The sequence below is a fragment of the Streptomyces sp. NBC_00647 genome (assembly GCF_045207245.1).
In the GTDB taxonomy this organism is placed as follows: Bacteria; Actinomycetota; Actinomycetes; order Streptomycetales; family Streptomycetaceae; genus Streptomyces.
Window position 1 is genome coordinate 6,330,024 of record NZ_CP109040.1, and the last position, 25,228, is coordinate 6,355,251.

The 25,228-nt window shown below is 71.0% G+C and carries 20 protein-coding genes; 14 read left to right on the forward strand and 6 right to left on the reverse strand.

Features of this window, described 5'->3' with window-relative positions; genetic code table 11:
- The first annotated feature begins 163 nt into the window (after positions 1-163).
- The 3 genes from OG788_RS27920 (at position 164) to OG788_RS27930 (ending at position 3,298) form a co-directional block, all read left to right on the forward strand.
- Positions 164-937, forward strand: coding sequence for a hypothetical protein (locus OG788_RS27920; protein ID WP_406374197.1), 774 nt, complete (start codon positions 164-166; stop codon positions 935-937).
- Positions 938-1,529: 592 nt separating this feature from the next.
- Positions 1,530-2,192 carry an RNA polymerase sigma factor gene (locus tag OG788_RS27925; protein WP_356465206.1) on the forward strand — a complete coding sequence of 221 codons (663 nt, stop codon included), beginning with the start codon at positions 1,530-1,532 and terminating at the stop codon, positions 2,190-2,192.
- The gene (locus tag OG788_RS27930) at positions 2,192-3,298 is read left to right on the forward strand and encodes a hypothetical protein (protein WP_406374198.1); all 1,107 of its coding nucleotides are present in this window, start codon (positions 2,192-2,194) and stop codon (positions 3,296-3,298) included. The genes OG788_RS27925 and OG788_RS27930 overlap by 1 nt, the downstream gene beginning before the upstream one ends.
- Before the next feature lie 597 nt (positions 3,299-3,895).
- Here the strand turns inward: OG788_RS27930 and OG788_RS27935 are convergent.
- Positions 3,896-4,774, reverse strand: a complete 879-nt coding sequence (locus OG788_RS27935) for a L,D-transpeptidase family protein (RefSeq protein ID WP_406374200.1) — start codon at positions 4,772-4,774, stop codon at positions 3,896-3,898.
- A gap of 249 nt (positions 4,775-5,023) precedes the next feature.
- Between OG788_RS27935 and OG788_RS27940 the strand changes: the two genes are divergently transcribed.
- From OG788_RS27940 to leuE, 3 genes are all read left to right on the forward strand, one after another.
- Positions 5,024-6,604 carry a methylmalonyl-CoA mutase gene (locus tag OG788_RS27940; RefSeq protein WP_406374202.1) on the forward strand — a complete coding sequence of 527 codons (1,581 nt, stop codon included), beginning with the start codon at positions 5,024-5,026 and terminating at the stop codon, positions 6,602-6,604.
- A gap of 92 nt (positions 6,605-6,696) precedes the next feature.
- Entirely contained in the window at positions 6,697-7,275 is a 579-nt protein-coding gene (locus OG788_RS27945; RefSeq protein WP_406374203.1) for a Uma2 family endonuclease, read from the forward strand.
- A gap of 51 nt (positions 7,276-7,326) precedes the next feature.
- Entirely contained in the window at positions 7,327-7,977 is a 651-nt protein-coding gene (leuE, locus tag OG788_RS27950; protein ID WP_406374205.1) for a leucine efflux protein LeuE, read from the forward strand.
- A gap of 21 nt (positions 7,978-7,998) precedes the next feature.
- On the opposite strand, the gene OG788_RS27955 is transcribed toward leuE, so the two are convergent.
- Positions 7,999-9,504: an FAD-dependent oxidoreductase gene (locus tag OG788_RS27955; protein WP_406374206.1), complete on the reverse strand. Its 1,506-nt coding sequence runs from the start codon at positions 9,502-9,504 to the stop codon at positions 7,999-8,001.
- A 38-nt stretch (positions 9,505-9,542) separates the two neighbouring features.
- Here OG788_RS27955 and OG788_RS27960 point away from each other — a divergent pair, with 38 nt between their 5' ends.
- Positions 9,543-10,202, forward strand: a complete 660-nt coding sequence (locus tag OG788_RS27960; protein WP_406374208.1) for a TetR/AcrR family transcriptional regulator C-terminal domain-containing protein — start codon at positions 9,543-9,545, stop codon at positions 10,200-10,202.
- A gap of 27 nt (positions 10,203-10,229) precedes the next feature.
- Here the strand turns inward: OG788_RS27960 and OG788_RS27965 are convergent, their stop codons facing one another.
- The 4 genes from OG788_RS27965 to OG788_RS27980 form a co-directional block, all read right to left on the reverse strand.
- Positions 10,230-11,186: a class I SAM-dependent methyltransferase gene (locus tag OG788_RS27965; RefSeq protein WP_406374209.1), complete on the reverse strand. Its 957-nt coding sequence runs from the start codon at positions 11,184-11,186 to the stop codon at positions 10,230-10,232.
- Positions 11,187-11,591: 405 nt separating this feature from the next.
- On the reverse strand, positions 11,592-12,770 hold the full coding sequence (locus tag OG788_RS27970) for an acyltransferase family protein (RefSeq protein ID WP_406374211.1): 1,179 nt from the start codon (positions 12,768-12,770) through the stop codon (positions 11,592-11,594).
- Positions 12,771-13,328: 558 nt separating this feature from the next.
- Entirely contained in the window at positions 13,329-14,663 is a 1,335-nt protein-coding gene (locus OG788_RS27975; RefSeq protein ID WP_406374213.1) for an alpha-2,8-polysialyltransferase family protein, read from the reverse strand.
- Positions 14,660-15,640 carry a glycosyltransferase family 2 protein gene (locus tag OG788_RS27980; RefSeq protein ID WP_406374215.1) on the reverse strand — a complete coding sequence of 327 codons (981 nt, stop codon included), beginning with the start codon at positions 15,638-15,640 and terminating at the stop codon, positions 14,660-14,662. The genes OG788_RS27975 and OG788_RS27980 overlap by 4 nt, the downstream gene beginning before the upstream one ends.
- Before the next feature lie 198 nt (positions 15,641-15,838).
- Between OG788_RS27980 and OG788_RS27985 the strand changes: the two genes are divergently transcribed.
- From OG788_RS27985 to OG788_RS28015, 7 genes are all read left to right on the forward strand, one after another.
- On the forward strand, positions 15,839-17,176 hold the full coding sequence (locus OG788_RS27985; protein ID WP_406374217.1) for a DUF6716 putative glycosyltransferase: 1,338 nt from the start codon (positions 15,839-15,841) through the stop codon (positions 17,174-17,176).
- 76 nt (positions 17,177-17,252) lie between these two features.
- Positions 17,253-18,560, forward strand: a complete 1,308-nt coding sequence (locus tag OG788_RS27990) for a cytidylyltransferase domain-containing protein (protein ID WP_406374219.1) — start codon at positions 17,253-17,255, stop codon at positions 18,558-18,560.
- A 13-nt stretch (positions 18,561-18,573) separates the two neighbouring features.
- The gene (locus OG788_RS27995; RefSeq protein ID WP_266762012.1) at positions 18,574-19,509 is read left to right on the forward strand and encodes an N-acetylneuraminate synthase family protein; all 936 of its coding nucleotides are present in this window, start codon (positions 18,574-18,576) and stop codon (positions 19,507-19,509) included.
- 38 nt (positions 19,510-19,547) lie between these two features.
- Positions 19,548-20,630: a hypothetical protein gene (locus OG788_RS28000; RefSeq protein ID WP_406374221.1), complete on the forward strand. Its 1,083-nt coding sequence runs from the start codon at positions 19,548-19,550 to the stop codon at positions 20,628-20,630.
- Between the two features lie 415 nt (positions 20,631-21,045).
- Positions 21,046-22,266 carry an amidohydrolase gene (locus OG788_RS28005; protein WP_406376868.1) on the forward strand — a complete coding sequence of 407 codons (1,221 nt, stop codon included), beginning with the start codon at positions 21,046-21,048 and terminating at the stop codon, positions 22,264-22,266.
- Between the two features lie 330 nt (positions 22,267-22,596).
- Complete coding sequence (locus tag OG788_RS28010; protein ID WP_351551279.1) at positions 22,597-23,655, forward strand: BMP family ABC transporter substrate-binding protein; 1,059 nt, start codon at positions 22,597-22,599, stop codon at positions 23,653-23,655.
- A gap of 323 nt (positions 23,656-23,978) precedes the next feature.
- The gene (locus OG788_RS28015; RefSeq protein WP_351550859.1) at positions 23,979-25,031 is read left to right on the forward strand and encodes a BMP family ABC transporter substrate-binding protein; all 1,053 of its coding nucleotides are present in this window, start codon (positions 23,979-23,981) and stop codon (positions 25,029-25,031) included.
- The last annotated feature ends 197 nt before the right edge of the window (positions 25,032-25,228 follow it).

The following is a 25,228-nucleotide window of genomic DNA, read 5'->3' on the forward strand; positions in this document are numbered from 1 at the left end:
ACGTTGGGTGACAGGGGACGGCCGGACACCGAACAGCCCTTTTTCGGCGGGCTGTTGCCGGGCGGAGCCGGGGTGCCGAAGGGCGGGACGTCGTCGTTCGGCGGTAGGTCGTCGTACGGCGAGGAGTTGTCGGGCGGAGCGGCAGGCGGAGATGGAACCGGACATGGGTGAACGGCATGGTGACGGCGGGACCCCCGACCGTCGGGTCGCGCATCCGGTGAACCCCGGGAGCGAACAGGCACCGCTGGAGACGCGCCTCGCCGCGGCGCTACGCGGCCGGGTGGCCGGCGCCGAGGCGGAGGCGCATGCCGTGGCCGCGTTCCGGGCCGCGCGGGACGGCGGCGAGCACGGCGCGCGCACCCGGCGGCGGGACGACTGGCGCCCCAGGGAACGGTGGCGGCCGAGTCGTTCGGTGCGGGTCACGTTCGCCGTGATGCTGGCCGGTCTGACCCTCGGCGGAGTCGCCGTCGCGGCGATCGGATCGTCCTCGCACGCCGACGACGACCGGGACCGGGCCGGGGACCGGCCGTCGAACGGCGTCCAGGACCGTCCCGCCGCGGCCGCGCCGTCCGCCGGTCCGGGGGCTTCCGGTGTCCCCACCCCGGGCGGCTCCGTGGCGCCCGGCCTCGCGGGCCGTCCGCCGCAGGCCCAGGACACCGAGGCCCAATGCCGTGCGTACGCGTCGGTCCGCGGCCGGGGCAACGCCCTGAACGCGACGGCCTGGCAGCGGCTCGTCACGGCCGCGGGCGGCGAGGACAAGGTCGAGGCGTACTGCGCCGAGCGGTTGGCCGAGGACACCGGGACCAAGGACGCGCAGCGGACCGGGAACGACGCGAACGACGGGAACGGCGGGAACGGCGGGACCACGGGCGGGACGCCGGCTCCGGGAGCCTCGGTGGCCACGCCGAAGCCGACGAAGGCCAAGGGCGGACGGTAGACGGGCCGGGGCCGGCGGGCGCGGCGTCCACCGGTCCTGGCGGCGCAAAGAGCGTGACCGGGAAGTGGGCGAGCCCGTTGTCGGGCGGGAGTCCGGGAGTCCGGTGGGCGCGCGGTGCGTGTCATCGCCGGTCCGGCGGCGGGCATCAGCGCCGATCACGACGGCGCGCGTCCTGCGGACGACGACGGCGTCCGTCCCTGCCGATGGCAACGGCCGGGGCCGCCACCCCCCACAGGAGAGGCCCCGACCGTCGCGCGGCACGGGCCGCGCGGCGACCCGTATTCTCTACAGCGCCGTGACTGCGTTTTGTGTCACACCTCTCTCCGTCACCATGTAGTTGCGTGTTGTACGAACATGGACGGGGAGCTGTTTCAGGCCGTAACGTTCCTTTCGCGCCGGGTGCGGAGAACGGACGACGGCAACCACGAGGGATCCGGGACCACGACTGTGTGGGTCCGGGGACCGCGACCACGTGGGACCTGAGACCAGTGCCACGTGGACCTGAGACCACGACCGTCCATCGAGGAACGACAACGGCGAGAACCCGGTCCGCGCGAGCGGTGCCGGTTGAGGCGCAAAGAGGGGCGCGGGGGTGCTGGGGGACGACGCGGAGCTGACCGCCGCGGTACTTGCTGCACAGGCCGGGGACGAGACCGCGTTCCGGACTGTGTACCGAGCGGTGCACCCACGCCTGCTCGGGTACGTGCGGACGCTGGTGGGTGAGCCGGACGCGGAGGACGTCACGTCCGAGTCCTGGCTCCAGATCGCCCGTGACCTGGAGCGGTTCAGCGGGGACGCGGACCGGTTCCGCGGCTGGGCGGCGAGGATCGCCCGCAACCGCGCCCTGGACCACATACGCATGCGTGGACGCCGCCCCGCGATCGGCGGCGACGAGACCGAGCTGACCGGCCAGGCCGCCGAGTCCGACACCGCGACCGAGGCGATCGAGGCGCTGGCGACCGACAGCACCCTCTCCCTCATCGCCCAGCTCCCGCAGGACCAGGCCGAGGCCGTCGTGCTGCGCGTCGTCGTCGGCCTCGACGCCAAGACCGCCGCCGAGACCCTCGGCAAGCGCCCCGGAGCCGTCCGCACGGCGGCGCACCGCGGCCTGAAACGGCTCGCGGAGCTGCTCGGCGCCGATCCGGAATCCGCCGGCGCACTCGACGCCGTACCCCCGCAACGAGGTTCGCGCACCCGCGCGGTGACGTCCGCCGGTGTGACGCATACGCGTTCGCGGACGCAGAAGGACATGTGATGGCCGACGAGCAGTACAGGTGGCTGGACCGCGATGCCTCGGAGCGTCTGCTGCGGGGAGAGCCGCTGGAAGCCGTCGACGCCGGTACCCGCGACCAGGTGGACCGACTCGCCGAGGCCCTCGGCGCGCTGGCCGCCGAACCCCGGCTGAGCAGCGATGAACTCCCGGGCGAGGCAGCCGCGTTGGCCGCGTTCCGCAAGGCGCGCGCAGGCGGGGACGGAGCCGCGGCGCAGGTCGGCCACCGTCGCGCGCGCCCCGGTGCGCATGCCGCTGACGCCGGTCTCGTACGTCTTGGGCGCCCCGCCGCGCACGGACGCCGGACGCGCTGGGGGCGCCCCACCCGATTCGGGCTCGCCGCGGTCCTCGCCGTCGGGATGGTCGGCGGGGTGGCCGTCGCGGCCGGAACCGGAGTGCTGCCGACGCCGTTCACCCGTGAGCACCCGGGCCCCGCAGCATCGGTCTCGGCGGTACGGACCCCTGACCGGCCGCTGGACTCGCCCTCGCCCTCGCCCGGGATCACCGGCGGCACGGGAACCGTGGTGCCGACGCCCGACGGTCCCTCCGGCGACCCGTCCGACGGCTCCTCCTCGACCGCCGTACCCGGCGCCGACGAGACGACCGACCGGCCGGGTCCCGACTCCACCGGGAGCTCCGACCGCACCCGCGAGTGGTGGGCCCGTACCCGCGCCTACTGCCGTGACGTCCTCGACGGCAAGGACCTCGACGCGGACCGCCGGCGCGCCCTGGAGCATGTGGCGGGCGGCGGCGCCCGGGTGAGGCTGTACTGCTCGGGCGTTCTCGGCCGCCAACTGGGCGGCTCGGACGACGGCCGGGACGGCGGAGAAGGTGACGGTGGCGAGACGGGGTCGGGCGGAGAGGACTCCGGCCAGGGCGACCAAGGGGATCAGGGCGGTGGTGACGGCGACGGCCACCACATAGGGCCGCGCGGCAACGACCCCCGGAGCGACGGCGGCATCACCCTCCCCTCCTCCCTGAACCCGAGGCTGACACCGCTCCTCCCGGTCAGGCCGATGAGCTCCGCGTCGGCCTCGACGCCGAGTTCGCAGAGTCCGACGCCGAGCCCGCTCGACGGCGCCCTCTCGTGAACCGCCGTTCGTCCAGGCGCTGATCGCGCCGTCGCCGTCGCCGTCGCCGTCGCCGTCCCTGCCCTCGCGCCGCCCTGCCGTCGTGCGACGGCTCCGCGGCCGCCGCACCGCCGTACGTTCGTTCGCCGCGTGTCGCGCCGTCAGCTCTCCGGCACGCTCCGGTGTGCCGCCCGTTCCCCCGCCGTCGTGCGGTCGTTCCCCGAGCGGTGTGCCGTCGGCCCCTCGACTCGCGTGTTGTCGTGCCGTCAGCTCTCCGACCAGCGCGCTCTCGTGACGGTCGCCCTCGCGCACGGTGTGCTCACGTGCTCCGGCCGACCGCGCCCCAGGGGGGCTCAGTCCTGTGACCCCTCGGCCGGAGAACCCCGGGGCACCCCGCTGACCAGCGGTTTCGTACTTCTTTCAACTTTCTTCGGTCCGGGTGTGACGTTTTCGGCACCGGTGACGCAGTAAGGGGTGAGCCGACTGGTCATCGGCCGTCGCACGGAGCCGGGGTTCCCCCCGTACCCACGGCTCTGTGCAACTGGCGCGGGTGGGACACGTTCCCCCGGTCCCGCCCGCGCCCCACTCTTCCCCGCCCCGCCTCCGCGCAGGGGTCCGTCACCAGTAGACGACGACCTTGTCGCCCGTCCGGACCTGCGCGAACAGTGCCGAGACCTTCCCCTCGTCCCGCACGTTGACGCAGCCGTGCGACGCGCCGTAGTAGCCGCGGGCCGCGAAGTCCGGGGAGTAGTGGACCGCTTGGCCGCCGCTGAAGAACATCGCGTACGGCATCGACGTGTCGTAGATCGTCGACACATGGTGGCGCGACTTGAAGTAGACGCTGAACACACCTTCGCGGGTCGGCGTGTACTGCGAGCCGAACCGCACGTCCATCTCCGAGACCGTCTTCCCGTCGATCATCCAACGCAGCGTGCGACTCGTCTTGCTGACGCACAGGACCCGGCCCGTCAGACAGCGCGGGTCGGGCTTCGCGGCCGGCTGCCCGCCGTACGGGTACAGCTCCCAGGCGGCCGGTTCGTGCGTCATCCTCCGCAGCCGCTGCCAGGTGACGGCGTCCAGTTCACCGGTGCGCGGCAGTCCCCGCTTGCCCTGGAACCCCTTCACGGCCGCGACCGTCCGGGCGTCGTACGTCCCCGTCGGCGGGGTGATCAGCCAGGCGACCTGGTGCAGCCGGGCCTGCGCCTTGCGAACGTCGTCGCCCCGGTCGCCGCGGGACCAGAGGACCTTGGCGGGGACGGGAGCCGGCGTGTCGGCCTTCCCCGTCGGGGTGGCGGCGGGCCCGTCGTCCTTGCCCTTCGAGGGAGCGGCCGGTTTGTCGTCCTTTCCGGTCGTGGTGGGGGCCGGGCCGAGCGAACCGTCGATCCGTACCGGCGGCGCCGTCTTTCCCTGCGCGTCCACGGCCTGCGCCGTGCAGCCGCTCACCGCGGCGAGCGCCGCGAGCGCGGCCAGCGATCTCTTCATGCCACTCGTACGCATCCGGACCCCTGTTCCACCCGTCCTGTCGTGCACATCGGCTCCCCGTCCCGCCGTCGTGTCACCTGAGATGCTCCCCGCGGGTGACCGGTTGCGAACCAGGCGGCATGGTGGAAGGGAACCATGAAACGGGCCCGTGAACAGGTCCCTGTGCAAGGTCCCGGCGCGGGTCCCTCCACCGGGTGCACCTCGGCCGCTACAGTCCGCCCAGGTCGGTTCCTGTCATCGGGCAGCTTCACAGGAGGCACAGCAATGACGCGCGAATCCGAGTCCGGACTGCCCATCGAACCGGTCTACGGCCCCGAGGCTCTGGACGGCTGGGACCCGGCCGAGAAGCTGGGCGCGCCGGGCGCGTACCCCTACACCCGCGGTGTCTACCCGTCGATGTACACGGGACGACCCTGGACGATGCGGCAGTACGCCGGTTTCGGCACGGCCACCGAGTCCAACGCCCGCTACAAGCAGCTGATCGCGAACGGCACGATGGGCCTGTCGGTCGCTTTCGACCTGCCCACCCAGATGGGCCACGACTCGGACGCCCCCCTCGCGCACGGCGAGGTCGGCAAGGTCGGCGTGGCGATCGACTCGGTCGACGACATGCGCGTCCTGTTCGGCGGGATCCCGCTGGACAAGGTCTCCACCTCGATGACGATCAACGCGCCCGCCGCGCTGCTGCTGCTGATGTACCAGCTCGTCGCCGAGGAACAGGGCGTCCCGGCGGACCGGTTGACGGGCACAGTCCAGAACGACGTGCTCAAGGAGTACATCGCGCGCGGGACGTACATCTTCCCGCCCAAGCCGTCGCTGCGGCTGATCGCGGACATCTTCAAGTACTGCCGGACCGAGATCCCGAAGTGGAACACGATCTCGATCTCGGGGTATCACATGGCCGAGGCGGGGGCCTCGCCCGCGCAGGAGATCGCGTTCACGCTCGCCGACGGCATCGAGTACGTCCGTACGGCGGTCGCGGCCGGCATGGACGTCGACGACTTCGCTCCCCGCCTCTCCTTCTTCTTCGTCGCCCGTACGACGATCCTGGAGGAGGTCGCCAAGTTCCGTGCCGCGCGCCGGATCTGGGCCCGGGTGATGCGGGACGAGTTCGGCGCGAAGGACCCCAAGTCGCTGATGCTGCGGTTCCACACCCAGACGGCGGGAGTCCAGCTGACGGCGCAGCAGCCGGAGGTGAACCTCGTCCGCGTCGCGGTCCAGGGCCTCGGCGCCGTCCTCGGCGGCACGCAGTCGCTGCACACCAACTCCTTCGACGAGGCCATCGCGCTGCCCACCGACAAGTCCGCGCGGCTGGCCCTGCGCACCCAGCAGGTGCTGGCCTACGAGACGGACGTGACGGCGACGGTCGACCCGTTCGCGGGCTCGTACGTCATCGAGAGGATGACCGACGACGTCGAGGCGGCCGCCGTCGGTCTCATGACACGGGTCGAGGACCTGGGCGGCGCGGTCGGAGCCATCGAGCACGGCTTCCAGAAGGGCGAGATCGAGCGCTCCGCCTACCGCGTCGCCCAGGAGACCGACTCCGGCGAGCGCGTCGTCGTCGGCGTCAACCGCTTCCAGCTGGACGCGGAGGAGCCCTACGAGCCGCTCCGCGTCGACCCGGCCATCGAGGCCCGGCAGGCCGAACGCCTCGCCCGGCTCCGCGCCGAGCGCGATCAGCCCGCCGTCGACGCCGCCCTCGCCGCCCTGAAGAAGGCCGCCGAGGGCACGGACAACGTCCTCCACCCGATGAAGGACGCCCTGCGCGCCCGCGCGACGGTCGGCGAGGTCTGCAACGCCCTCCGCGAGATCTGGGGCACGTATGTGCCGGCGGATGCCTTCTGACCTGGGCGATTCCTCCGTCCGGGTGAACGGAAGCGGAAGCCGCGCGCCCCCGGTTACGCTCACGAAGAGTGACCCCTGAAAAGGAGGATGCCGTGGCCGTACTGCAACACGAGCTGACGTTGAGCGAAGCCGCCGACCTGCTCTCCCGTGCACTGCCTGGGCACCGCGTGGAGATTCTGCAGGGGAGGCTCACTGTGACACCACCGCCCGACGGCTCGCATGCGCTGTCGTTGACGAAACTGGGCAGGGCCTTCGATCGAGCCGGGATCGTCGAGGCGGGGCATGAATACGTCCAGGGCGTCGGCCTCTGGCTGCCCACGTTGCCCGACGACTACGCGATCCCCGACTTCTCCATCGTCGACGAGGACTTCCGGGACGCCCTCGTCCAGAAGAACTGCTACGCCCCGAACGTCTTCCGCCTGGTCGCCGAGGTGACCTCGTCGAACTGGTCCGACGGCCTCGGTCCCAAGGTCGAGTGCTACGCCGAGGCCGGCATCCCGGTCTACGTCGTGGCCGACCGCAAGCACGACGAGGTCCTGCTGTACCGGGACCCGGTCGAGGGCAAGTACCCGTCCCCCGAGCGCTACAAGCGCGGCCGGAACGTCCCCGTGCCCGAGTCGGTCGGTGTCGTGCTCGACCTCTCCGTGGACACCCTGCTCGACGGTGACTGACCCGCGAGACGCCTCTGCCCGCTGTCGTAGCCGCGTGCGACACTCGCTCTCATGCTTGGTGTCATCGATCTCCCCACCTATCTCGCGGGTCTTGTCCTGATTGTCCTGTTGCCGGGGCCGAACTCGCTGTACGTGCTGTCCGTCGCCGCCCGCAAGGGCGTCCGTACGGGATATACCGCCGCCGCGGGTGTGTGGTGCGGGGACACCGTGCTGATGACACTGTCGGCGGCCGGTGTGGCGTCGCTGCTCCAGGCGAACGCGGTGCTGTTCAGCATCGTGAAGTACGCCGGTGCCGGATATCTGACGTGGCTGGCGGTCGGGATGCTGCGGGCCGCGTGGGCGATGTGGCGGGCCCGGCGGGAGCCGGCCGTGCGGAGCGCGGAGACCGAGGCGGAGGCCGGGGAGCGGCCCTTCCGACGGGCGCTGGTGATCAGCCTGTTCAACCCGAAGGCGATCCTGTTCTTCGTCGCCTTCTTCGTGCAGTTCGTCGACCCCGGGTATGCCTACCCGGCCCTCTCCTTCGTCGTGCTCGGTGCCTTCGCCCAGCTCGCGAGCTTCCTCTATCTGACCGCGCTGATCTTCAGCGGTACGCGGCTGGCCGCGGCCTTCCGCCGGCGCAAGCGCCTTTCCGCGGGCGCCACGACCGCCGCCGGCGCCCTCTTCCTCGGCTTCGCGGTCAAGCTCACGCTCGCCAGCGCCTGAGGCCTCCGGGGCGGATCCGGGTCAGCCGACGGTCAGACCCGCCCGGCTCGCGTACTCCGGCAGATCCCGCGTGCCGGTGCCCGCCCATCCCACATAGCCGTCGGGGCGGACGAGGAAGACCCCGGTTCCGTACCTCTCGTACGACCCGATCCGCACCGTGCGGACGCCGGGGAGCACCGGTGCTTCCGCGTCCGCGCCGACCGTGACCAGCGTCCAGTGCGGTCCCCGGAACGCGTCGAAGAGGCGTACGCCCTCCACGGTTCCGTCGGGGGCGCGGTCGCCCGCGCGCAGGGACCCGTCCGGCAGGTCCGTACGGGTCTCCACGGCGAGCGAGGAGTCGCGGTAGCCGAGTCCGAGCTGGCGGGTCGCCCCGCCGCGGCGGGCCTCGCCGCGGTGGACGCGGGTGGACAGGCCGAGCATGTCGGCGGCGACGGGGAGCCGTTCCTCCTCGTAGGTGTCGAGCAGGGACTCGGGAGCCTCGCCGCGCAGTACCGCGCCGAGCTTCCAGCCCAGGTTGTAGGCGTCCTGGACGCTGGTGTTGAGCCCCTGGCCGCCGGCCGGGGAGTGGATGTGCGCCGCGTCCCCGGCGAGGAAGACCCGCCCGGCGCGGAAGCGGTCCGCCAGCGCCGCGCGCGGCCGGAAGTCCGAGGCCCAGCGCACCTCGGTCACGGCCTCGGGCGAGAGGTGGGAGCGCGCGGCGACGGTCCCGCGGATGCCGTCGAGGGACAGGTCGACGTCCGTGCCCTCCGGGAACTGCGCCACGACCTGGAAGTCCTCCGTACCGGCCAGCGGGCAGATCGCCAGGAAGCCGCCGGTGTCCTCGCGTGGCGGGAAGACGTGCCAGTTGTCACGGTCCAGCCCGCTGATCCGTACGTCCGCCACCAGCATCGAGTCCGGATCGACGGTCTCTCCGGTCATGCCGATCCCGAGCGCGCGCCGCACCGCGGAGCGGCCACCGTCGGCGGCGACGACGTACCGCGCGCGGACCGGTGCGCCGGAGGCGAACTCCACGGTCACCCCGTTTCCGTCCCTGTCCTCGTCCCCGTTCCCGTCCCTGTTCCCCTTCCCGTCCCCGTCCTGGGTGACCGCGACGACCTCGCGGCCGAAGGCGACCTTGCCCCCGAGCTCCTCCAGCCGCGCGAAGAGGATCTCCTGCGTACGCCACTGCGGCACCATCCACGGGGCGTTGTACGGCGAGTGGTCCGTCGGCTCGGCCGGGTCGAACATCTGGTGCTCGCCCATCCGCTCGCCGTCCTGCCAGATCATCCCGACCGGATAGTCGCCGCCCGCCGCGCGGATCGCGTCGAGGACGCCGAGGTCGTCGAAGACCTCCATCGTGCGCGGCTGGATGCCCTTGCCGCGTGAGCCGGGGAACAGCGCGTCGGCCCGCTCCACCACGAGGGCGTCCACCCCGCGCCGGGCGAGATCGGCGCCGAGGGCGAGGCCGGTCGGGCCCGCGCCGACGACGAGTACGTCCACGTCCACGTTCGCGTTCACGGTCATCTCCTTAACGCTGTTAAGTTCCATGCCCCGAGCATGCCCTTAACGGCGTTAAACTGTCAAGCGTGGTTACCCAGAGACCCCAGCGATCCCCCAAGCTGGACAAGAAGCAGGTCGTCGAGACAGCCCTGCGGCTCCTCAATGAGACGGGCCTCGACGGCCTCACCCTGCGGGCCATCGCCAAGGAGCTGAACGTCCAGGCGCCCGCGCTCTACTGGCATTTCAAGAACAAGCAGGAACTGCTCGACGAGATGGCCACGGAGATGTACCGCCGGATGGTCGAGGACGCCGGGGCGGCGCCGGGCACCGGCTGGCGGGAGCGGCTGGTCGCCGCCAACCGCGGACTGCGCGCCGCCCTGCTGAGCTACCGCGACGGCGCGAAGGTCTTCAGCGGTTCACGCTTCACCGGCACCCTGCACGCGGTCGAGATGGAGCGGACGCTGCGGCTCTTCACCGAGTCGGGATTCACCCTCACCCAGGCGGTCCGCGCGACGTCCACCACGTACGTCTACACGATCGGCTTCGTCACCGAGGAGCAGGGCGTCCAGCCCCTTCCGGGCGAGCGGCGCGAGGGTTACGACCTGGACGAACGCGCCCGCCGCATGGCCGACTTCCCCCTGTCGGCCGCGGCGGGCGCGGAGATCTTCGAGGACTACGAACGGCACTTCGAGGAGGGCCTGCACCTGGTCGTCGCGGGCATCGAGGCGTGTTACGGCATCGGCTGACGCGTTACGGCCTCGGCTGAGTCGCTGTCACCGGGGCCCGCCCGGCAGCTGCGCCGTCGCGCGCCGGGAGGCGCGGGCGTTGCGTACCGCGCGCGTGAGCACCGGCGGCAGCAGGTCGGCGGCGATCCGCCGGCCGCGCCGTCGCCACGGGGCCGGAGGGGGAGCTGCCGACGGAGTCACGGCGTCCGGCCCGTCGCGCTCGACGTCGATGTCGGCGTCCCCGGTGTGGTGCCGGGAGAACGGGAACGGCGGAGCCTGCATGCCCTTGCTCTTGAGCCGGACGATCGGGTGCCCCGCCGCTTCCTGGACGCTCAGGTGGCAGTCCTCCCGCCCGCGCACCATGCTCAGCAGCTCCTTCTGGACGGCCGAGGCGTCGCCCCAGGTCCCGTACAGCTTCTGGGTGCTCAGGCAGATGGGGCGCAGCCCCCGGTTGAGGACGGCCTCCCACGCGGCCACGGAGACGCCGGGAGTGTGCTCCGAGCGGAAGTCGTCCAGGACGACGATGCCGTCGGGCATGAGGAGGTCGTGGGCGGCGCCGATGTCCCCGTGGACGTGCTCGTACAGGTGCGAGGCGTCGATGTGGACGAACCGGCAGGTGCCCGGCTCGACCTCTTCCCGCACCCGCGAGCTGGGCCCCGCGAGGACGCGGGGCAACTCGTCGTGGAAGGAGAGGTAGTTCTCCTCGAAGGCCCGCTGGGTGAGCGCGCTGTACGACTTCGTCGACTCCGCGCGGTTGGCACCGTCGGGCGCGTCGCCCTCGAAGAGGTCGCACACGGTGTACCGCTCACCGGGCTGCCGATGGTGCCCGAGGAGGATCGCGCTCTTGCCCATGTACACGCCGACCTCGACGAGGTCGCCCCTCAGGCCGGCGGATCGCTGTCGTTCCAGGTGCCAGGTGAACAGTGTCTGATCGAGAACGGGGAACCACCCGGGGACGTCGTCGAGTCGACGGGGTGATCGGATCGTGTCCTGTGCGGCAGTCATGAGGAGAGAGGGCTCCCTTGCGCGGACGGGCGAACAGACGCCCCCATCCTGTGGGGCGTCTGTGGTTCGGTCATCAACTGTTCGGCGGCTGCCCCGAAGCGCGATGAGCGAACGCGGCCCGAGATGAACTGCGGGACAAATTCAGGTTGAGCGGAGCCCGCCGCGGGAGCAAGTCGTCCCCCTCCCGAAGGCCGCCGATCCCGCACCGAACCGGCGGGCGGTCCCTCTTCCGGTTTCGCCGCACGTCCGGTTCCGCCGCCCCCTCCTCTCCGCTGCCTGCCTGCCTGCCTGCCTGCCGGACGACGGCCGCCCCCGGTCACGGGCGACCGGGGGCGGGAGCGTTCGGACGGTGGCCGGCGGTGTTCAGTCGGGGCCGGCGACGACGACGGGCACAGGGGGGGGCGGCTACCGGAGGGTCGGCTGCGGGCGTGGCTTCGCCAGTGCCCTGCGCAGCTTCGGAGTGAGCAGGTTCTCCACGTATCGGTTGAGCAGCCAGGCCAGGAGCAGCATGGTGGCGACCGTGGCCGGGAGCGTGCCGTACGAGGGGATGTGCAGGGTCTGGTGGTAGGCCTTGACGGCGACCCAGCCGAGGTGTTCGTGGACCAGGTAGAACGGGTACGTCAGCGCGCCCGCGACCGTCAGCCAGCGCCAGTTCGCCCAGTTCAGCCAGCCCAGCGCGATGGCGGCCACGGCGACATAGCCGAAGGTGACGACGAGCATGATGCCGAGGGCCGAGCGGTCGGAGAAGAACTCCGGGTTCGGGGCGTGCCACAGGCGCTGGACCGCGTAGTGCTGGCCGATCAGCCAGCTCACTCCGACGATGCCCCAGGCGTAGGCGTCACGCCGGTCTCGGTGGACGAGGTAGAGGCCGACGCCGCCGATGAAGTACGGGGCGTACTCCGGCATCAGGACCATGTTCAGGAGCGGCTCGTTCACGCCCTGCGCGATGGCAGCGGCCAGGGTCCAGCCCGCGCAGAACAGGATGACGCGCCGCCGGTTCGCCCCCGGCAGCACGATGCACAGCGCGAAGAGGGCGTAGAAGCGGACCTCCGCCCACAGGGTCCAGCACACGCCCAGCACCCGGTCGACGCCCAGCGGCTGCTGGAGCATGGTGAGGTTGAGCAGCGCGTCGCTCGGCGAGACCGCCTTGTACGCGACGGCGGGCAGGGCGAACACCGCCGTCACGATGATGATCGCCGCCCAGTACGCGGGCAGCAGGCGGGAGGCGCGGGAGGCGAAGAAGGAGCGCAGCGGACGGCCCCAGCCGCTCATGCAGATGACGAAGCCGCTGATCACGAAGAAGACCTGCACGCCCAGGCAGCCGTAGGCGAACAGCTGGTGCAGAGTGGGGAACTGATGCTTCGGAGAGCTGCCCCAGGCCCGCACCACTTCGCCGTCCCGGCCGCCGTAGTGATAACCCGCCACCATCAGGGCCGCGACCAGCCGCAGCCCGTCCAGAGCGCGCAGCCGGTTCTCCCGGCGTGCCACGGGCTTGGGCGCGGGAGAGGTCTCGGCAGGAGGCAGGACGGTACGGACCACGGTGCCGGTTGACGTCCCGCGGGCCTCCTCGGGCGTGTCGATCACAGGGTTCCCCTCAATGGGACTCAGCTGGCCCACAGCACGTTAGTCCGATAGTCGGGGATGCTTGCGTCCTGGCGAGGCCGGTTCGTCGTATCGCCCACGGGAGTTCATCTTCGTGATGCCCCCACGTTGAGGACTCTTCCGAATCGTCACAAATCGCCCTCGGTCCCGAAGTGCGGCCGAACGGGTGTCGCACGAGAAGGGGGGGCACAGGGGCGCTCGCGGCGCGCACAGGGCGCGCGAAGGGGGGTACGGGGGCGCGATCGAAGGGCGTACGCGGAGCGCCTGCCAAGTCGATCTGCGCCGTCGGGCCGCCCGGCGTCCCCGGGAGCGGGGCGCCGCGACAGCGCGGGAAGCGGGGCCGGGACGCATCCGATCGGCCCCGCGCACCCGTCCCGGTCGCCACCGTCTCAGCGGTCCGGCCTCTGCGGCTCGTGGTCGCCTCTCCGGACGCTCCCGCCCGTCAAGTCGCCATCGCCCGCAGGCTCGCGGGCCCGCTGCCAGGGCTGCTCCAGCCCGCCTCGCGGCCGGCGGCGCGCCGCTGCGGTGAGTGTGCTCGGCTCAGCGCCCCACGGCCCGCTTCAGGGAGCGCGCCCTCCGGGCGACCCGCCGAACGGTCGCGTTGCGCGGGATGAAGGCGAGTTGGGCCGGGACCGCTCCGGGCAGGGCCAGTGAGGTGAGGCGCTTGCGCTTGAAGTAGCGCCAGGTGTGCTCGGACAGATGGTTCGTCAGGTAGTTCTCGGCCGCCGGGCGCAGGTCCGGGTAGATCTTCGGCTGCATCGCGAAGCCCACGGCCTTCAGGAGCTTCGTCAGGGCCGCCACCTCCATGCCGGGGCCCTGTCCGGTGACCGCCGCGCGGTCCGACAGGTCGGGCAGCAGCGCGTCGACGATGGTCACCGGGACGCGGTTGCTGTTCTCGTACGGGGTCAGACGGTCCAGCAGCGAGCCGGTGCCGACGCGCGCGACCGGCAGGCCGTACAGCGCGGACGCCGTGAGCAGCGCCGTGGAGAAGCAGCCGACGACCAGCGCGGGACGCATCCGCTGGTAGAGCACCTCGGCGAGGACCGGGGTGTCGAGCACGGTGAGGTCCGCGCCCAGCTTCTCGGCCTCCCGTTCCAGGACGCGCGACCAGCGGGCGGGTGCGGTCGGGTGCGGCTTGAACACCACACGGGTGTGGCCGAGGGTGATCACGCCCTTCAGCATCCGTACGTGGAGGTCCTCTTCCTCCTCGGCGGTGAGGATGCCGAGCGCGGAGAGGTACTGGCCGAGCAGCAGTGCCGGTTCGTCGATGGCCGGCAGGGCGTCGCCGGTGTCCACGAGCTGGGCGAGCACCTTCACGAACGCGTCGGTGGGCACGATCTCCGGTTCGACGTCGAACTCGGTGAGCAGCAGCGGCTCGAGGCCGGGGACCAGGTCCAGATGGAGCAGCCGGGTCACGCGGGTGCCGACCAGCGGGTCGATCTTGTTACGGGTGGGGCCGTAGCTCATCAGGCCGTCGGCGTACACGGTGACGGGTGCGCCCATGAAGATCTGGGAGATGCCGAGCGCCGGGTTGACCTGGATGGACTCGACGGCCAGTTCGATGTCGTCGTCGCCGAGGTTCCAGGCGAGCCGCAGATGCCGCTCCCACAGGGGTACGTCGTCCGGCCGCGGGGCCCAGCCGCCCGGGTGGAAGGGGGAGATGGTCTCGTTCCACGAGATGACGTCGTCGAAGCGGCCGCGCAGCTGCTCGAAGCCGGGCATCTCGTCCACGCCGGGCGTCGTCTCGGGCGTCGCCGCGTTGTTGGAGACGAGCAGGATGCGCCGGTCGGCCGGTCCGAAGCTGTCGGTGTCGAGGGCCGCGGCGAGCGTGGCCGTGCCGTACAGCGTGGACGCCATGAAGATCTGGGTGGTCACGCGGCCACCCCCGCGGCGGGCGCGGGCCGTCGGCGCAGCCGGCGCAGCCGGGTGGCGCGCTGGACGTCCATCGAGTCGAGTGCCTCGTCGAGCACGCCCTGTGGCATGCGGCGCAGTGCGACGGCACTCATGGACTTCAGTTTCCGTGCCACCGCTGGCTCGAACCTTTCGATGGATCCCAGGTGATGGGAAATAATCGCGCAATAGGTGCGCACGGCTTTGGGCAGGAGTTTTTCCGCGTCCCGGTCCTCGGCGGTTTCCGCGACGACCTGGTCGAACGCGCGAATGAAATCGAGTTGGCGCACGTCCCCGATCTGAGTGAGGGAAGAGGCGACGCCACGCCGGTAGAACACGCCGAGAAGTCCCACCGTGGCGAAGGATTCGGCCTCTCGGTGGAGCTTCCAGATCCACGGCCGGTCCTCGGCCGTGCGCAGTCCGTCGGTGAAGTGGAGCAGTCCGCGGTCGACCAGCCGGCGGTGGTAGATGCCCGCCCAGGCGTAGGCGTAGTCGACGGAGGTGGACCGGTCGGAGGGCAGAATGGCGTCGCGGGGATCGAGGACGACTCCGCGGCGGCCGTGCGGAACACGGTGGACGGAGCGCGCCCGCGCGGTGCACTGGACATGGTCCGTACGGACGAAGTCGCAGCCCAGGTCCTCGATGGAGGAGAGGAGTTGTTCGTAATATCCGGGGGCGAGCCAGTCGTCCCCGTCGAGAAACGTGAGGTACTCGCCACGCGCCGTGTCGATCCCGGTGTTGCGTGCGGTGGCCAGTCCTCCGTTCTTCTCGTGTCTGACATACACCGCACCCGGGAGCTCGCGCTCCGCGCGCGCGAGGATGTCCGGTGTCTCGTCGCGCGAGCAGTCGTCGACGAGAATGAATTCGAAGTCCTGCCGTGCGTTCGCACGCAGGCTCTTCAGGGTGTCGGGCGCATATTGCTGCACGTTGTAGAACGGCACGATGACGGAGAGCTTGACCACCCCTGTGACGTTAGGGGGCGGCCCGGCATTCGTCTTTACCGTTGGTGAGATGCCAGGTGAACGACGCGTGGCGGAACCGTGAACCAAGCCGTTTTCTCGACCGATCCCTGACTGATTCGCCATTCGTCGACGCGCTGTTAACCGTTTGTTGTATTCAGGTTGGGCCGCACCTCGAAAAGGCTTCCTAGCGTCTAGGACGTGCCAGCAAGTACCACGAAGTCCCTGCGAGTGGCCGTCCTCGCGGATTCCGACACCAGGTGGAAATGGGGCTCGCTCACCGCGAACCGCGTCTCCCCGGCCGACTCGGACCTCCGCCTCGACGGATTCCTCCTGCGTGGCCGGGCCACCCCGACCGCCCGCCAGCTCGAAGAGGTCGGCGTCCGCGCGGACTCGCTCCGCGAGGTCACCGCCGTCGAGTTCCTGCGCGAGCTGGGCAAGGAGGACTGCGCCTACGACGTGGTCGTCCTCGCCCTGGTCGGCGGTGCCGTCCAAGCGGTGCTGCACGGCCTGGCCCGCGCCTGGGACGGGCGGACGAAGCGGCCCCTGGTCGTCACCGGCTACGTCGGCGTCGTCTACGAGAAGCTCGCGGACGGGCTGCTCCTGCGGCACGGCGCGGATCTCGTCCTCGCCAACTCCCGCCAGGACGCGGACCGTTTCCGGGCCGTGTACGAAGGGGTCGGCGCCGACGCCGGGTCGGTGACCGAGGTCGCGCTGCCCTTCCTCGGCGGGGCCACGTACACGGAGAACGACCCGTCCACGAAGCAAGCGGGCAGGCCCTACACGGTCGTCTTCGCCGCCCAGCCCTCCGTACCGGAGAGCCGCAAGGACCGTACGTACCTGCTGGACCGGCTGATCCGGCACGCACGGCTGCACCCGGACCGCGAGGTCCTGCTCAAGCTGCGCTCCAAGCCGGGCGAACACACCACGCACATCGAGGAGTTGCCCTACCAGAAGCTGGTGCAGAAAGCGGACCCGCCGGCCAACTTCCGCCTCGTGTACGGGCACATGGGCGAGGTCCTCGACCGCACCGACCTGCTGGTCACGATCAGCTCCACCGCCGCCCTGGAGTCCCTGCACCGGCGGGTCCCCACCGTCGTCCTCAGCGACCTCGGGGTGCGCGAGGCGCTCGGCAACCACCACTTCGTGGGCTCCGGCTGCCTCGCCTCCTGGGACCAGCTCGACGCGGGGCACCGGCCGGCGCCCGACGCGGCCTGGGTGGCCCGGCAGGGCGTCGCCGCCGACGGATCGTACGAGACCGCCTTCGACACCGCCCGGGCGCGCATCAACGAGCTGCTGGCGGCGGACGGGCTTGCGCCCCTCGCTCCCTACTACACGCCCGTCACCGCGCCCGGCTATCTGCCCGGCATCCTCGCCCGCCACCACCTCGGCCCGGACGGCAGCCCGCTGCCCGGAGCCCCCGCGGCGGACCGGGAACCCAGCCCCGTACGGCAGATCGTGCGCCGGGCCGCCCGCGGCGCCTACCGCCACGGCGTCCAGCGCGTGGCACCGGTGATCCGGCGGATGGGCGAGCTGTGAGCGCCCCGACAGCGGGCATCGCCCACCGCCCCGCCCCCCACGCCTCTCTCGCCTCCCTCGTCAAGGAGCACAGCGCATGACCAACTCAGAAGCGGGCCGAGCCGCGCCGGTGCGCCGCGTGCTCGCGGTGATCCCCGCACGCGGCGGCTCCAAGGGCGTGCCCGCGAAGAACCTCCTCCCGGTCGGCGGCGTGCCGCTGGTGGCCCGCGCGGTGCGGGAGTGCCGCGCCACCCGCCTCGTGACGGACGTCGTCGTCTCCACCGACGACCAGGCCATCGCGGCGGCCGCCCGCCAGGCCGGCGCCGAGGTCGTCCTGCGACCCGCCGCCATCGCCGGGGACACCGCCACCTCCGAGGCCGCCGTCCTGCACGCCATGGACACCCACGAGGCGCTGCACGGCTCCCCGGTCGACGTGGTGCTGCTGGTCCAGTGCACCAGCCCGTTCATCACCCGCGAGGACGTGGACGGCGTCGTCGGCGCGATCGTCGCGAACGGCGCGGACACGGCGCTGACCGTGGCCCCCTTCCACGGCTTCGTGTGGCGCGACGGCGACGACGAGGCCACGGCCGCGGTCGCCGTCGAGACCGAGCGCGCGGCCGTCGACGGCGGCTCCGACACCCTGCTCGCGGACACCGTCACCAGCGGCGGCTACGGCATCAACCACGACAAGTCCTTCCGCCCGCGCCGCCAGGACCGTCCCCAGGACCTCCTGGAGACGGGTGCCGTCTACGCCATGGAGGCGAACGGCTTCCGCGTGGCGAAGCACCGGTTCTTCGGCCGCACCGAACTCGTACGCACCGACCCGGCCCGCGTGCTGGAGATCGACGACCCGCACGACCTCGCCCGCGCCCGGGCCCTCGCGCCGCTCTTCGACGCGAACAGGCCGGGCTCGCTCCCGACCGCCGCCGACATCGACGCGGTCGTCCTCGACTTCGACGGCACCCAGACCGACGACAGGGTGCTGATCGACTCCGACGGACGGGAGTTCGTCTCCGTGCACCGCGGGGACGGCCTCGGTATCGCGGCCCTGCGCAAGAGCGGGCTGACGATGCTGATCCTGTCCACGGAACAGAACCCGGTCGTCGCCGCCCGGGCCCGGAAGCTCAAGATTCCGGTCCTGCACGGCATCGACCGGAAAGACCTCGCACTGAAGCAGTGGTGCGAGGAGCAGGGCATCGCGCCTGAGCGCGTGCTCTACGTCGGCAACGACGTCAACGACCTCCCGTGCTTCGCCCTCGTGGGCTGGCCGGTGGCGGTCGCGAGCGCCCACGACGTCGTGCGCGGCGCCGCACGCGCGGTCACCACCGTCCCCGGCGGCGACGGCGCGATCCGAGAGATCGCCAGCTGGATCCTCGGCCCTTCTCTCGACTCCCTCGACAAGTAAGGAACGTCTCACCATGAGCAACTCCCGTCTGCGCACCTTCGGTTCCAAGACCGCCGGCCCGGGCCACCCCGTGTACGTCGTCGGCGAGATCGGCATCAACCACAACGGTGAGCTCGAGAACGCCTTCAAGCTGATCGACGCCGCCGCCGAGGCCGGCTGCGACGCCGTCAAGTTCCAGAAGCGCACCCCGGAGATCTGCACCCCGCGCGACCAGTGGGACATCGAGCGGGACACCCCCTGGGGCCGCATGACCTACATCGACTACCGCCACCGCGTGGAGTTCGGTGAGGACGAGTACCGCCAGATCGACGAGTACGCCAAGAGCAAGAACATCGACTGGTTCGCCTCCCCGTGGGACACCGAGGCCGTCGCCTTCCTGGAGAAGTTCGACGTCCCGGCCCACAAGGTCGCCTCCGCCTCCCTGACCGACGACGAGCTGCTGCGCGCCCTGCGCGGCACCGGCCGCACGGTCATCCTCTCCACCGGCATGTCCACCCCGAAGCAGATCCGCCACGCGGTCGAGGTCCTCGGCAGCGACAACATCCTGATGTGCCACGCCACGTCGACCTACCCGGCGCAGGCCGAGGAGCTCAACCTCCGCGTCATCAACACCCTCCAGGCCGAGTACCCGAACGTTCCGATCGGCTACTCCGGCCACGAGACGGGCCTGCAGACCACGCTCGCCGCGGTCGCTCTCGGCGCCGCCTTCGTCGAGCGTCACATCACCCTGGACCGCGCGATGTGGGGCTCCGACCAGGCCGCCTCCGTCGAGCCGCAGGGCCTGACCCGCCTCGTCCGTGACATCCGCACCATCGAGGCCTCCCTCGGCGACGGTGTCAAGAAGGTCTACGAGTCCGAGCTCGGCCCGATGAAGAAGCTGCGCCGCGTCACAGGCGTCGTCGCCGAGGCCGAGATCGCCGCGGCCGCGGGCGAACCCGTCTCGGTCTGAACACCCTGAATTCCTTACGACGGGACGGTCGTACGTCGATGAGCCCCCGCGCCGGTTCCGCCGGCTCCCACACTCTCGCCTTCGTCGAGAGTCCGGTACAGCTCCTGAACGTGCTGGAGTGGGCGCACACACACGCCCACGGTGCCGCCGCGGCACCCGGCGCGGAGCTCACCCTCGTCGTCCTCTCGCCCAACGACCCGATGACCCGCGGTCAGCTGCGCCGGATGGCGGAGCTCGCCCGCGACGAGGGGCACACGGTCCGCTGGGAGGAGGCGCGCGGTGGCACCACGGCCCCCTTCCACACCATCGGGGGACTGGCTCCGCTGCTGCGCCGGGCCCGGCGGATCGTCATGGGGGACCCGTTCTCCCGCTATGTGCAGCTGTTGCTGACCATCACCCGGGCACAGGACCTGGTCGTGGTCGACGACGGCACGGCGACGATGGAGTTCGTCGCCCAGCTCGCCCGCGGTGAGCGCCTGGTGCGCTGGCACCGGCGCGGTGGCCGCCCCGGGCCGCGGGACGTGCTCTTCGCTCCCGTGTCCGCCTCGGCCCGCCGCCGGCTGACGCCCTCCGACCGCCGCAAGGTCGAGGTCTTCTCCTCGATGCCGATCGAATCGGCACCGGACGGCGTCCTGATCACCGCCAACGACTTCTCCTGGACCCGGGCCCGGTTCGGCCCGCCCCGCATCACCAAGGGCGCCGACCTGGTCGGCACCTCGCTCGTCGAGACGGGCGTGGTCGACCCGGACCGCTATCTGGAGGCGGTCCGCGCGCTCGCCAGGACGCACGGCGCGACCCGCTACTTCGCGCACCGCCGCGAGAGCGTCGACAAGCTGCACCGGCTGGCCGTCGAGACGGGCCTGGAGATCGTCCGCCCCGACCTGCCGCTCGAACTGATCGCCCGGCGCGGCCCCATAGGCCGGACGGTCCTGAGCTTCCCGTCCACGGTCGTGCACACGCTGCCGCTGGCCCTGGTCGGCACCGATGTGCGCGTCGCCGTCTGCGACATCGACCCCAGCTGGCTGACGGAGAACGCCTCGCCGCGGGCCCAGGGCTTCCTGTCCGGGGTCACGGGGACGGCCCGGGACGTCCACCGCCTCTCGGCGGTCTCCGCCGTCTAGAACCGGCCGCACATCCCCGTCGCGAAGGGCCCGCCACGCAGTGCCGGGCCCTTCGGGTTCCTCGCCCGGCTCCCGCGGGTCACGGAACGTGACGATCTCGTGGCGCGACGGTGACAGTTCCGGAACCCGGTCGCGGTGTTGTGAGACCGTGGAGACCACGTACGGGAATGGGCCCGGGTTCGTCGGGCGTTGTCCTGTGCACATCGGCGGGCGAACCCCGGCCGAGTGGGATCGCAGCCGGTCACCCAGGCCTGTTCAAGATCCAAACGCCCGAAGAGCCGGGCGAGTTTACCCATCCTCGAAGCCGGTCATGCGCCACGCGGCCAGATTTTCTTCCCCTAACGGGCTGAACTTTTGTTGATCGTGGGTCAGTTGGCCGCCCGATCGTCCTACCCTTCAAAGGGTGAACCAACTGATGTCCCGAGAGTCCGAGGCCGATCTCCCCGGGGAGCCGCTGCTCCCCGGCGCGCTGCCCGAGGCACTGCGCGCCGAACTCGTGGCGTTCCGTCGCGACTTGCACATGCACCCGGAGCTCGGCAATCAGGAGTTCCGCACCACCGCGGCGATCAAGGCGCGCCTGGAGCGGGCGGGCCTGGAGCCGCGCGTCCTCTCCATCGGAACCGGCCTCATCTGTGACATCGGAGACCCGGACGACGTACGCCCCGTGCTGGCCCTGCGCGCCGACATCGACGCGCTGCCCATCCCGGACACGAAGAGCGACTGCGCGTACCGCTCGACCGTGCCCGACCGGGCCCACGCCTGCGGACACGACATCCACACGGCGGTCGTCCTCGGCGCCGGTCTCGTCCTCGCGGACCTGCACGCCCAGGGGCTGCTGCCCCGGCGCGTGCGGCTGATCTTCCAGCCCGCGGAGGAGGTGCTGCCCGGCGGCGCACCGGACGCGATCGAGTCCGGTGTCCTCGAAGGCGTCGGGCGGATCGTGGGCGTGCACTGCGACCCGAGGGTCGACGCGGGGCGCATCGGACTGCGGCACGGCGCCATCACCTCGGCGTGCGACCGGCTGGAAGTATCACTCGACGGCGCGGGCGGCCACACCGCGCGCCCCCATCTGACCACCGACCTCGTCACCGCCGCCGCGCGGGTGGTGACCGACGTGCCGGCGCTCGTCGCCCGGCGCGTGGACGCCCGCAGCGGGCTCGCGGTGACCTGGGGACGCATCGAGTCGGGGCATGCCTGCAATGTGATCCCGCAGCACGCCGAGCTGTCCGGGACCATCCGCTGCCTGGACCTCGACGCCTGGCGGGCCGCGCCCGACCTGGTCCACGCGGCGATCGACGAGATCGCCAACCTCTACCGCGCCAAGTCCGAGATCAACTACATCCGGGGCGTCCCGCCGGTCGTCAACGACGGGGCCGTCACCGAGCTGCTCCGCGACGCGATGACCGCCCGGCGCGGCGCGCACTCCATCGAGGACACCGAGCAGAGCCTCGGCGGCGAGGACTTCTCCTGGTACCTGGAGCACGTGCCCGGCGCGATGGCCCGCCTGGGCGTACGCCCGCCGGGTGACCGCACCATCCGTGACCTGCACCGGGGCGACTTCGACGCGGACGAGTACGCGATCACGGTCGGCGTCGAGATGTTCACCGCGGCGGCCCTCCTGGACGAGCGGGACTGACGGCTCGGGGCGCGGCCGGTGACTCAGGTCGCGTCCCCTGATGCCTCGCAGTAGCGTGGTGCCGAGTCATTCGTCAACAGTCACTCCGTGGAGCAGGAACCACCCGCTCCGTCACGCGAGCTCCACCGGTCGGACACAGCGTGTGATGGTCGTGGTGGGTGCTGCATCCCCGAACGCACCTTTCGGTCCCATGGTTCACAAGGACGTAACCGGCCATCGGCACGAATGGATAACGGCCAGGCGGAATCCCGTTCCCTGGACGGTCTACGCGCGTTAATGTGCGCCGAACTCAGCACCCACTGCGGGGCTTTGGAGAATGGGGAACTTCAGATGCGTCGGATAGCCAGCCTGACCCGCGTCGCGGTGGGGGTCGCGTCGCTCGCACTCGCCGCCACGGCCTGCGGCGGCACCAGCAACGACAGCGGCAGCAGCAGCAACAGCAGCGACAGCAGCGGAGCCAAGGGCCTCGCCATCGCGTACGACGTCGGCGGCAAGGGCGACCAGTCCTTCAACGACGCGGCGTTCTCCGGCCTGGAGAAGGCGCAGAAGGAGTTCGGCTACAAGACGGCCGACATCGAGCCCACCGACAACGAGACGGACGCTGACAAGCAGCAGCGTCTGGAGTCGCTGGCCAAGCAGGGCTACAACCCGGTCATCGGCATCGGGTTCGCCTACGGTCCCGCGCTGGAGAAGGCCGCCGCGAAGTTCCCGAAGACCAGCTTCGGCATCGTGGACTCGGTCGTGCCGGGCAAGAACGTGGCCTCCCTGGTCTTCGCCGAGCAGGAGTCCTCGTACCTCGCCGGTGTCGCGGCCGCCAAGGCCACCAAGAGCAACACCGTCGGCTTCATCGGCGGTGTGGACGTTCCGCTGATCCACAAGTTCGAGGCCGGCTACACGCAGGGCGTCAAGGACACCAAGCCCAGCGTGAAGGTCCTCTCGCAGTACCTGACCCAGACCGCGGCGGAGGGTGGCTTCTCCAGCCCCGACAAGGGCAAGGCCGCCGCCGAGGGCCAGATCGAGAAGGGCGCCGACGTCCTCTACGCCGCGGCCGGTCTGTCCGGCCAGGGTGTCATCGAGGCCGCCGCCAAGGCGAACGTCTGGGCGATCGGCGTCGACTCCGACCAGTACAAGCAGGAAGCGCTGGCGGCGTACAAGGACCACATCCTGACCTCCGCGCTCAAGGACGTCGGCGGTGCCGTCTACACGCTGTCCAAGTCGGTCCACGACGGCAAGCCGCTGACCGGCACGCAGACCTTCGACCTCAAGGTGGACGGTGTCGGCCTCGCCGACAGCAACCCGAAGATGGCGGAGATCGCCGGTCTGACCGACGCCGTGGCCAAGGCCAAGGCGGGCATCACCGACGGCACCATCAAGGTCAAGACCGAGTAGTCGCCGTGAGCGGCGGGTGACCGCGGCGGGCCGATCCGCCGCCACCCCCGTCGACCGGGCGATCGGACGAACACGGTCGAAGTACAGCGGAACGGGCGGGCGCCCCAGGTGCCCGCCCGTTCCGCTGTCCGTTTCCGGGGTCACCCACCGCCACGGTTCCTTTGCGATCGGCACCTGCCGGGCCCGACGGCGAGTGGCGTCGGGCACAGCCGGATAACAAGGTGGACAGAAGGGGTTTTCTAGTTGGTCTACGCGCGTTAATCTGCGGCGAAGCCAGCGCCGAAGCTGAACCGTCAGGCGCTGTACGACAGGAGCAACAACACATGCGCCGGGTTACCCGCATCGCGCTCGCAGGCACTGCGACCGCCTCTCTCGCCCTCGCTCTGTCCGCCTGCGGCGGCACCTCGACCTCCAGCTCGTCCTCGTCGGACGCGAAGGGTGACAAGGGCCTCGCCATCGCGTACGACGTCGGCGGCAAGGGCGACCAGTCGTTCAACGACGCGGCGTTCGAGGGCCTGAAGAAGGCCAAGGGCGAGTTCAAGTACGACACCGCCGACGTCGAGCCCACCGACGGTGAGACGGACGCGGACAAGGAGCAGCGCCTGGTCTCGCTGGCCAAGCAGGGCTTCAACCCGGTCATCGGCATCGGTTACGCCTACGGCCCGGCCGTCAAGGCCGCTGCGGCGAAGTTCCCGAAGACCACCTTCGGCATCGTCGACGACTCCACCGTCGAGGCGAAGAACGTCGCGGACCTGGTCTTCTCCGAGCAGGAGGCCTCCTACCTCGCCGGCGTCACCGCCGCCAAGGCCACCAAGAGCAACGTCGTCGGCTTCGTGGGCGGCGTGGACGTTCCGCTGATCCACAAGTTCGAGGCGGGCTTCGAGCAGGGCGTCAAGGACACCAAGCCCGGCGTCAAGGTCCTTTCGCAGTACCTGACGCAGACCGCCCAGGAGGGTGGCTTCTCCAGCCCCGACAAGGGCAAGACGGCCGCCGAGGGCCAGATCGAGAAGAAGGCCGACGTCGTCTACGCCGCGGCCGGTCTGTCCGGTCAGGGTGTCATCGAGGCCGCCGCCGCCAAGAACGTGCTGGCCATCGGTGTCGACTCCGACCAGTACCAGCAGGAGGCGCTGGCGAAGTACAAGGACTCGATCCTGACCTCCGCCACCAAGGATGTCGCCAAGGCGGTCTACAACCTGGCGAAGTCGGTCGAGGACGGCAAGCCCGCGACCGGTATCGTTCGGGGCGATCTGAAGTCCGGTGAGGTCGGCCTGGCCGACTCCAACCCGGAGTTCAAGAACAACACCGCGATCCAGGACGCCGTCAAGGCCGCCCAGGAGAAGATCATCAGCGGTGCGATCAAGGTCAAGACCAGCTGACGAGCAGTACCTCAGGAGCAGCCAATGCGGTCCCGGGGAAGTTCGGGTACGTCTCTGTGCCGTCCGGCACGGAGGGGTGCCTGTTCTGCCCCGGAGTCGCTTGGTAACCGCGGGGTTACGTCCGCTCAACGGGATACGAGGAGTCTGGCTCCCCGTATCCCGTTCTCGCGGCGCGTGGCCCCTTTCGTTGCCGTAGG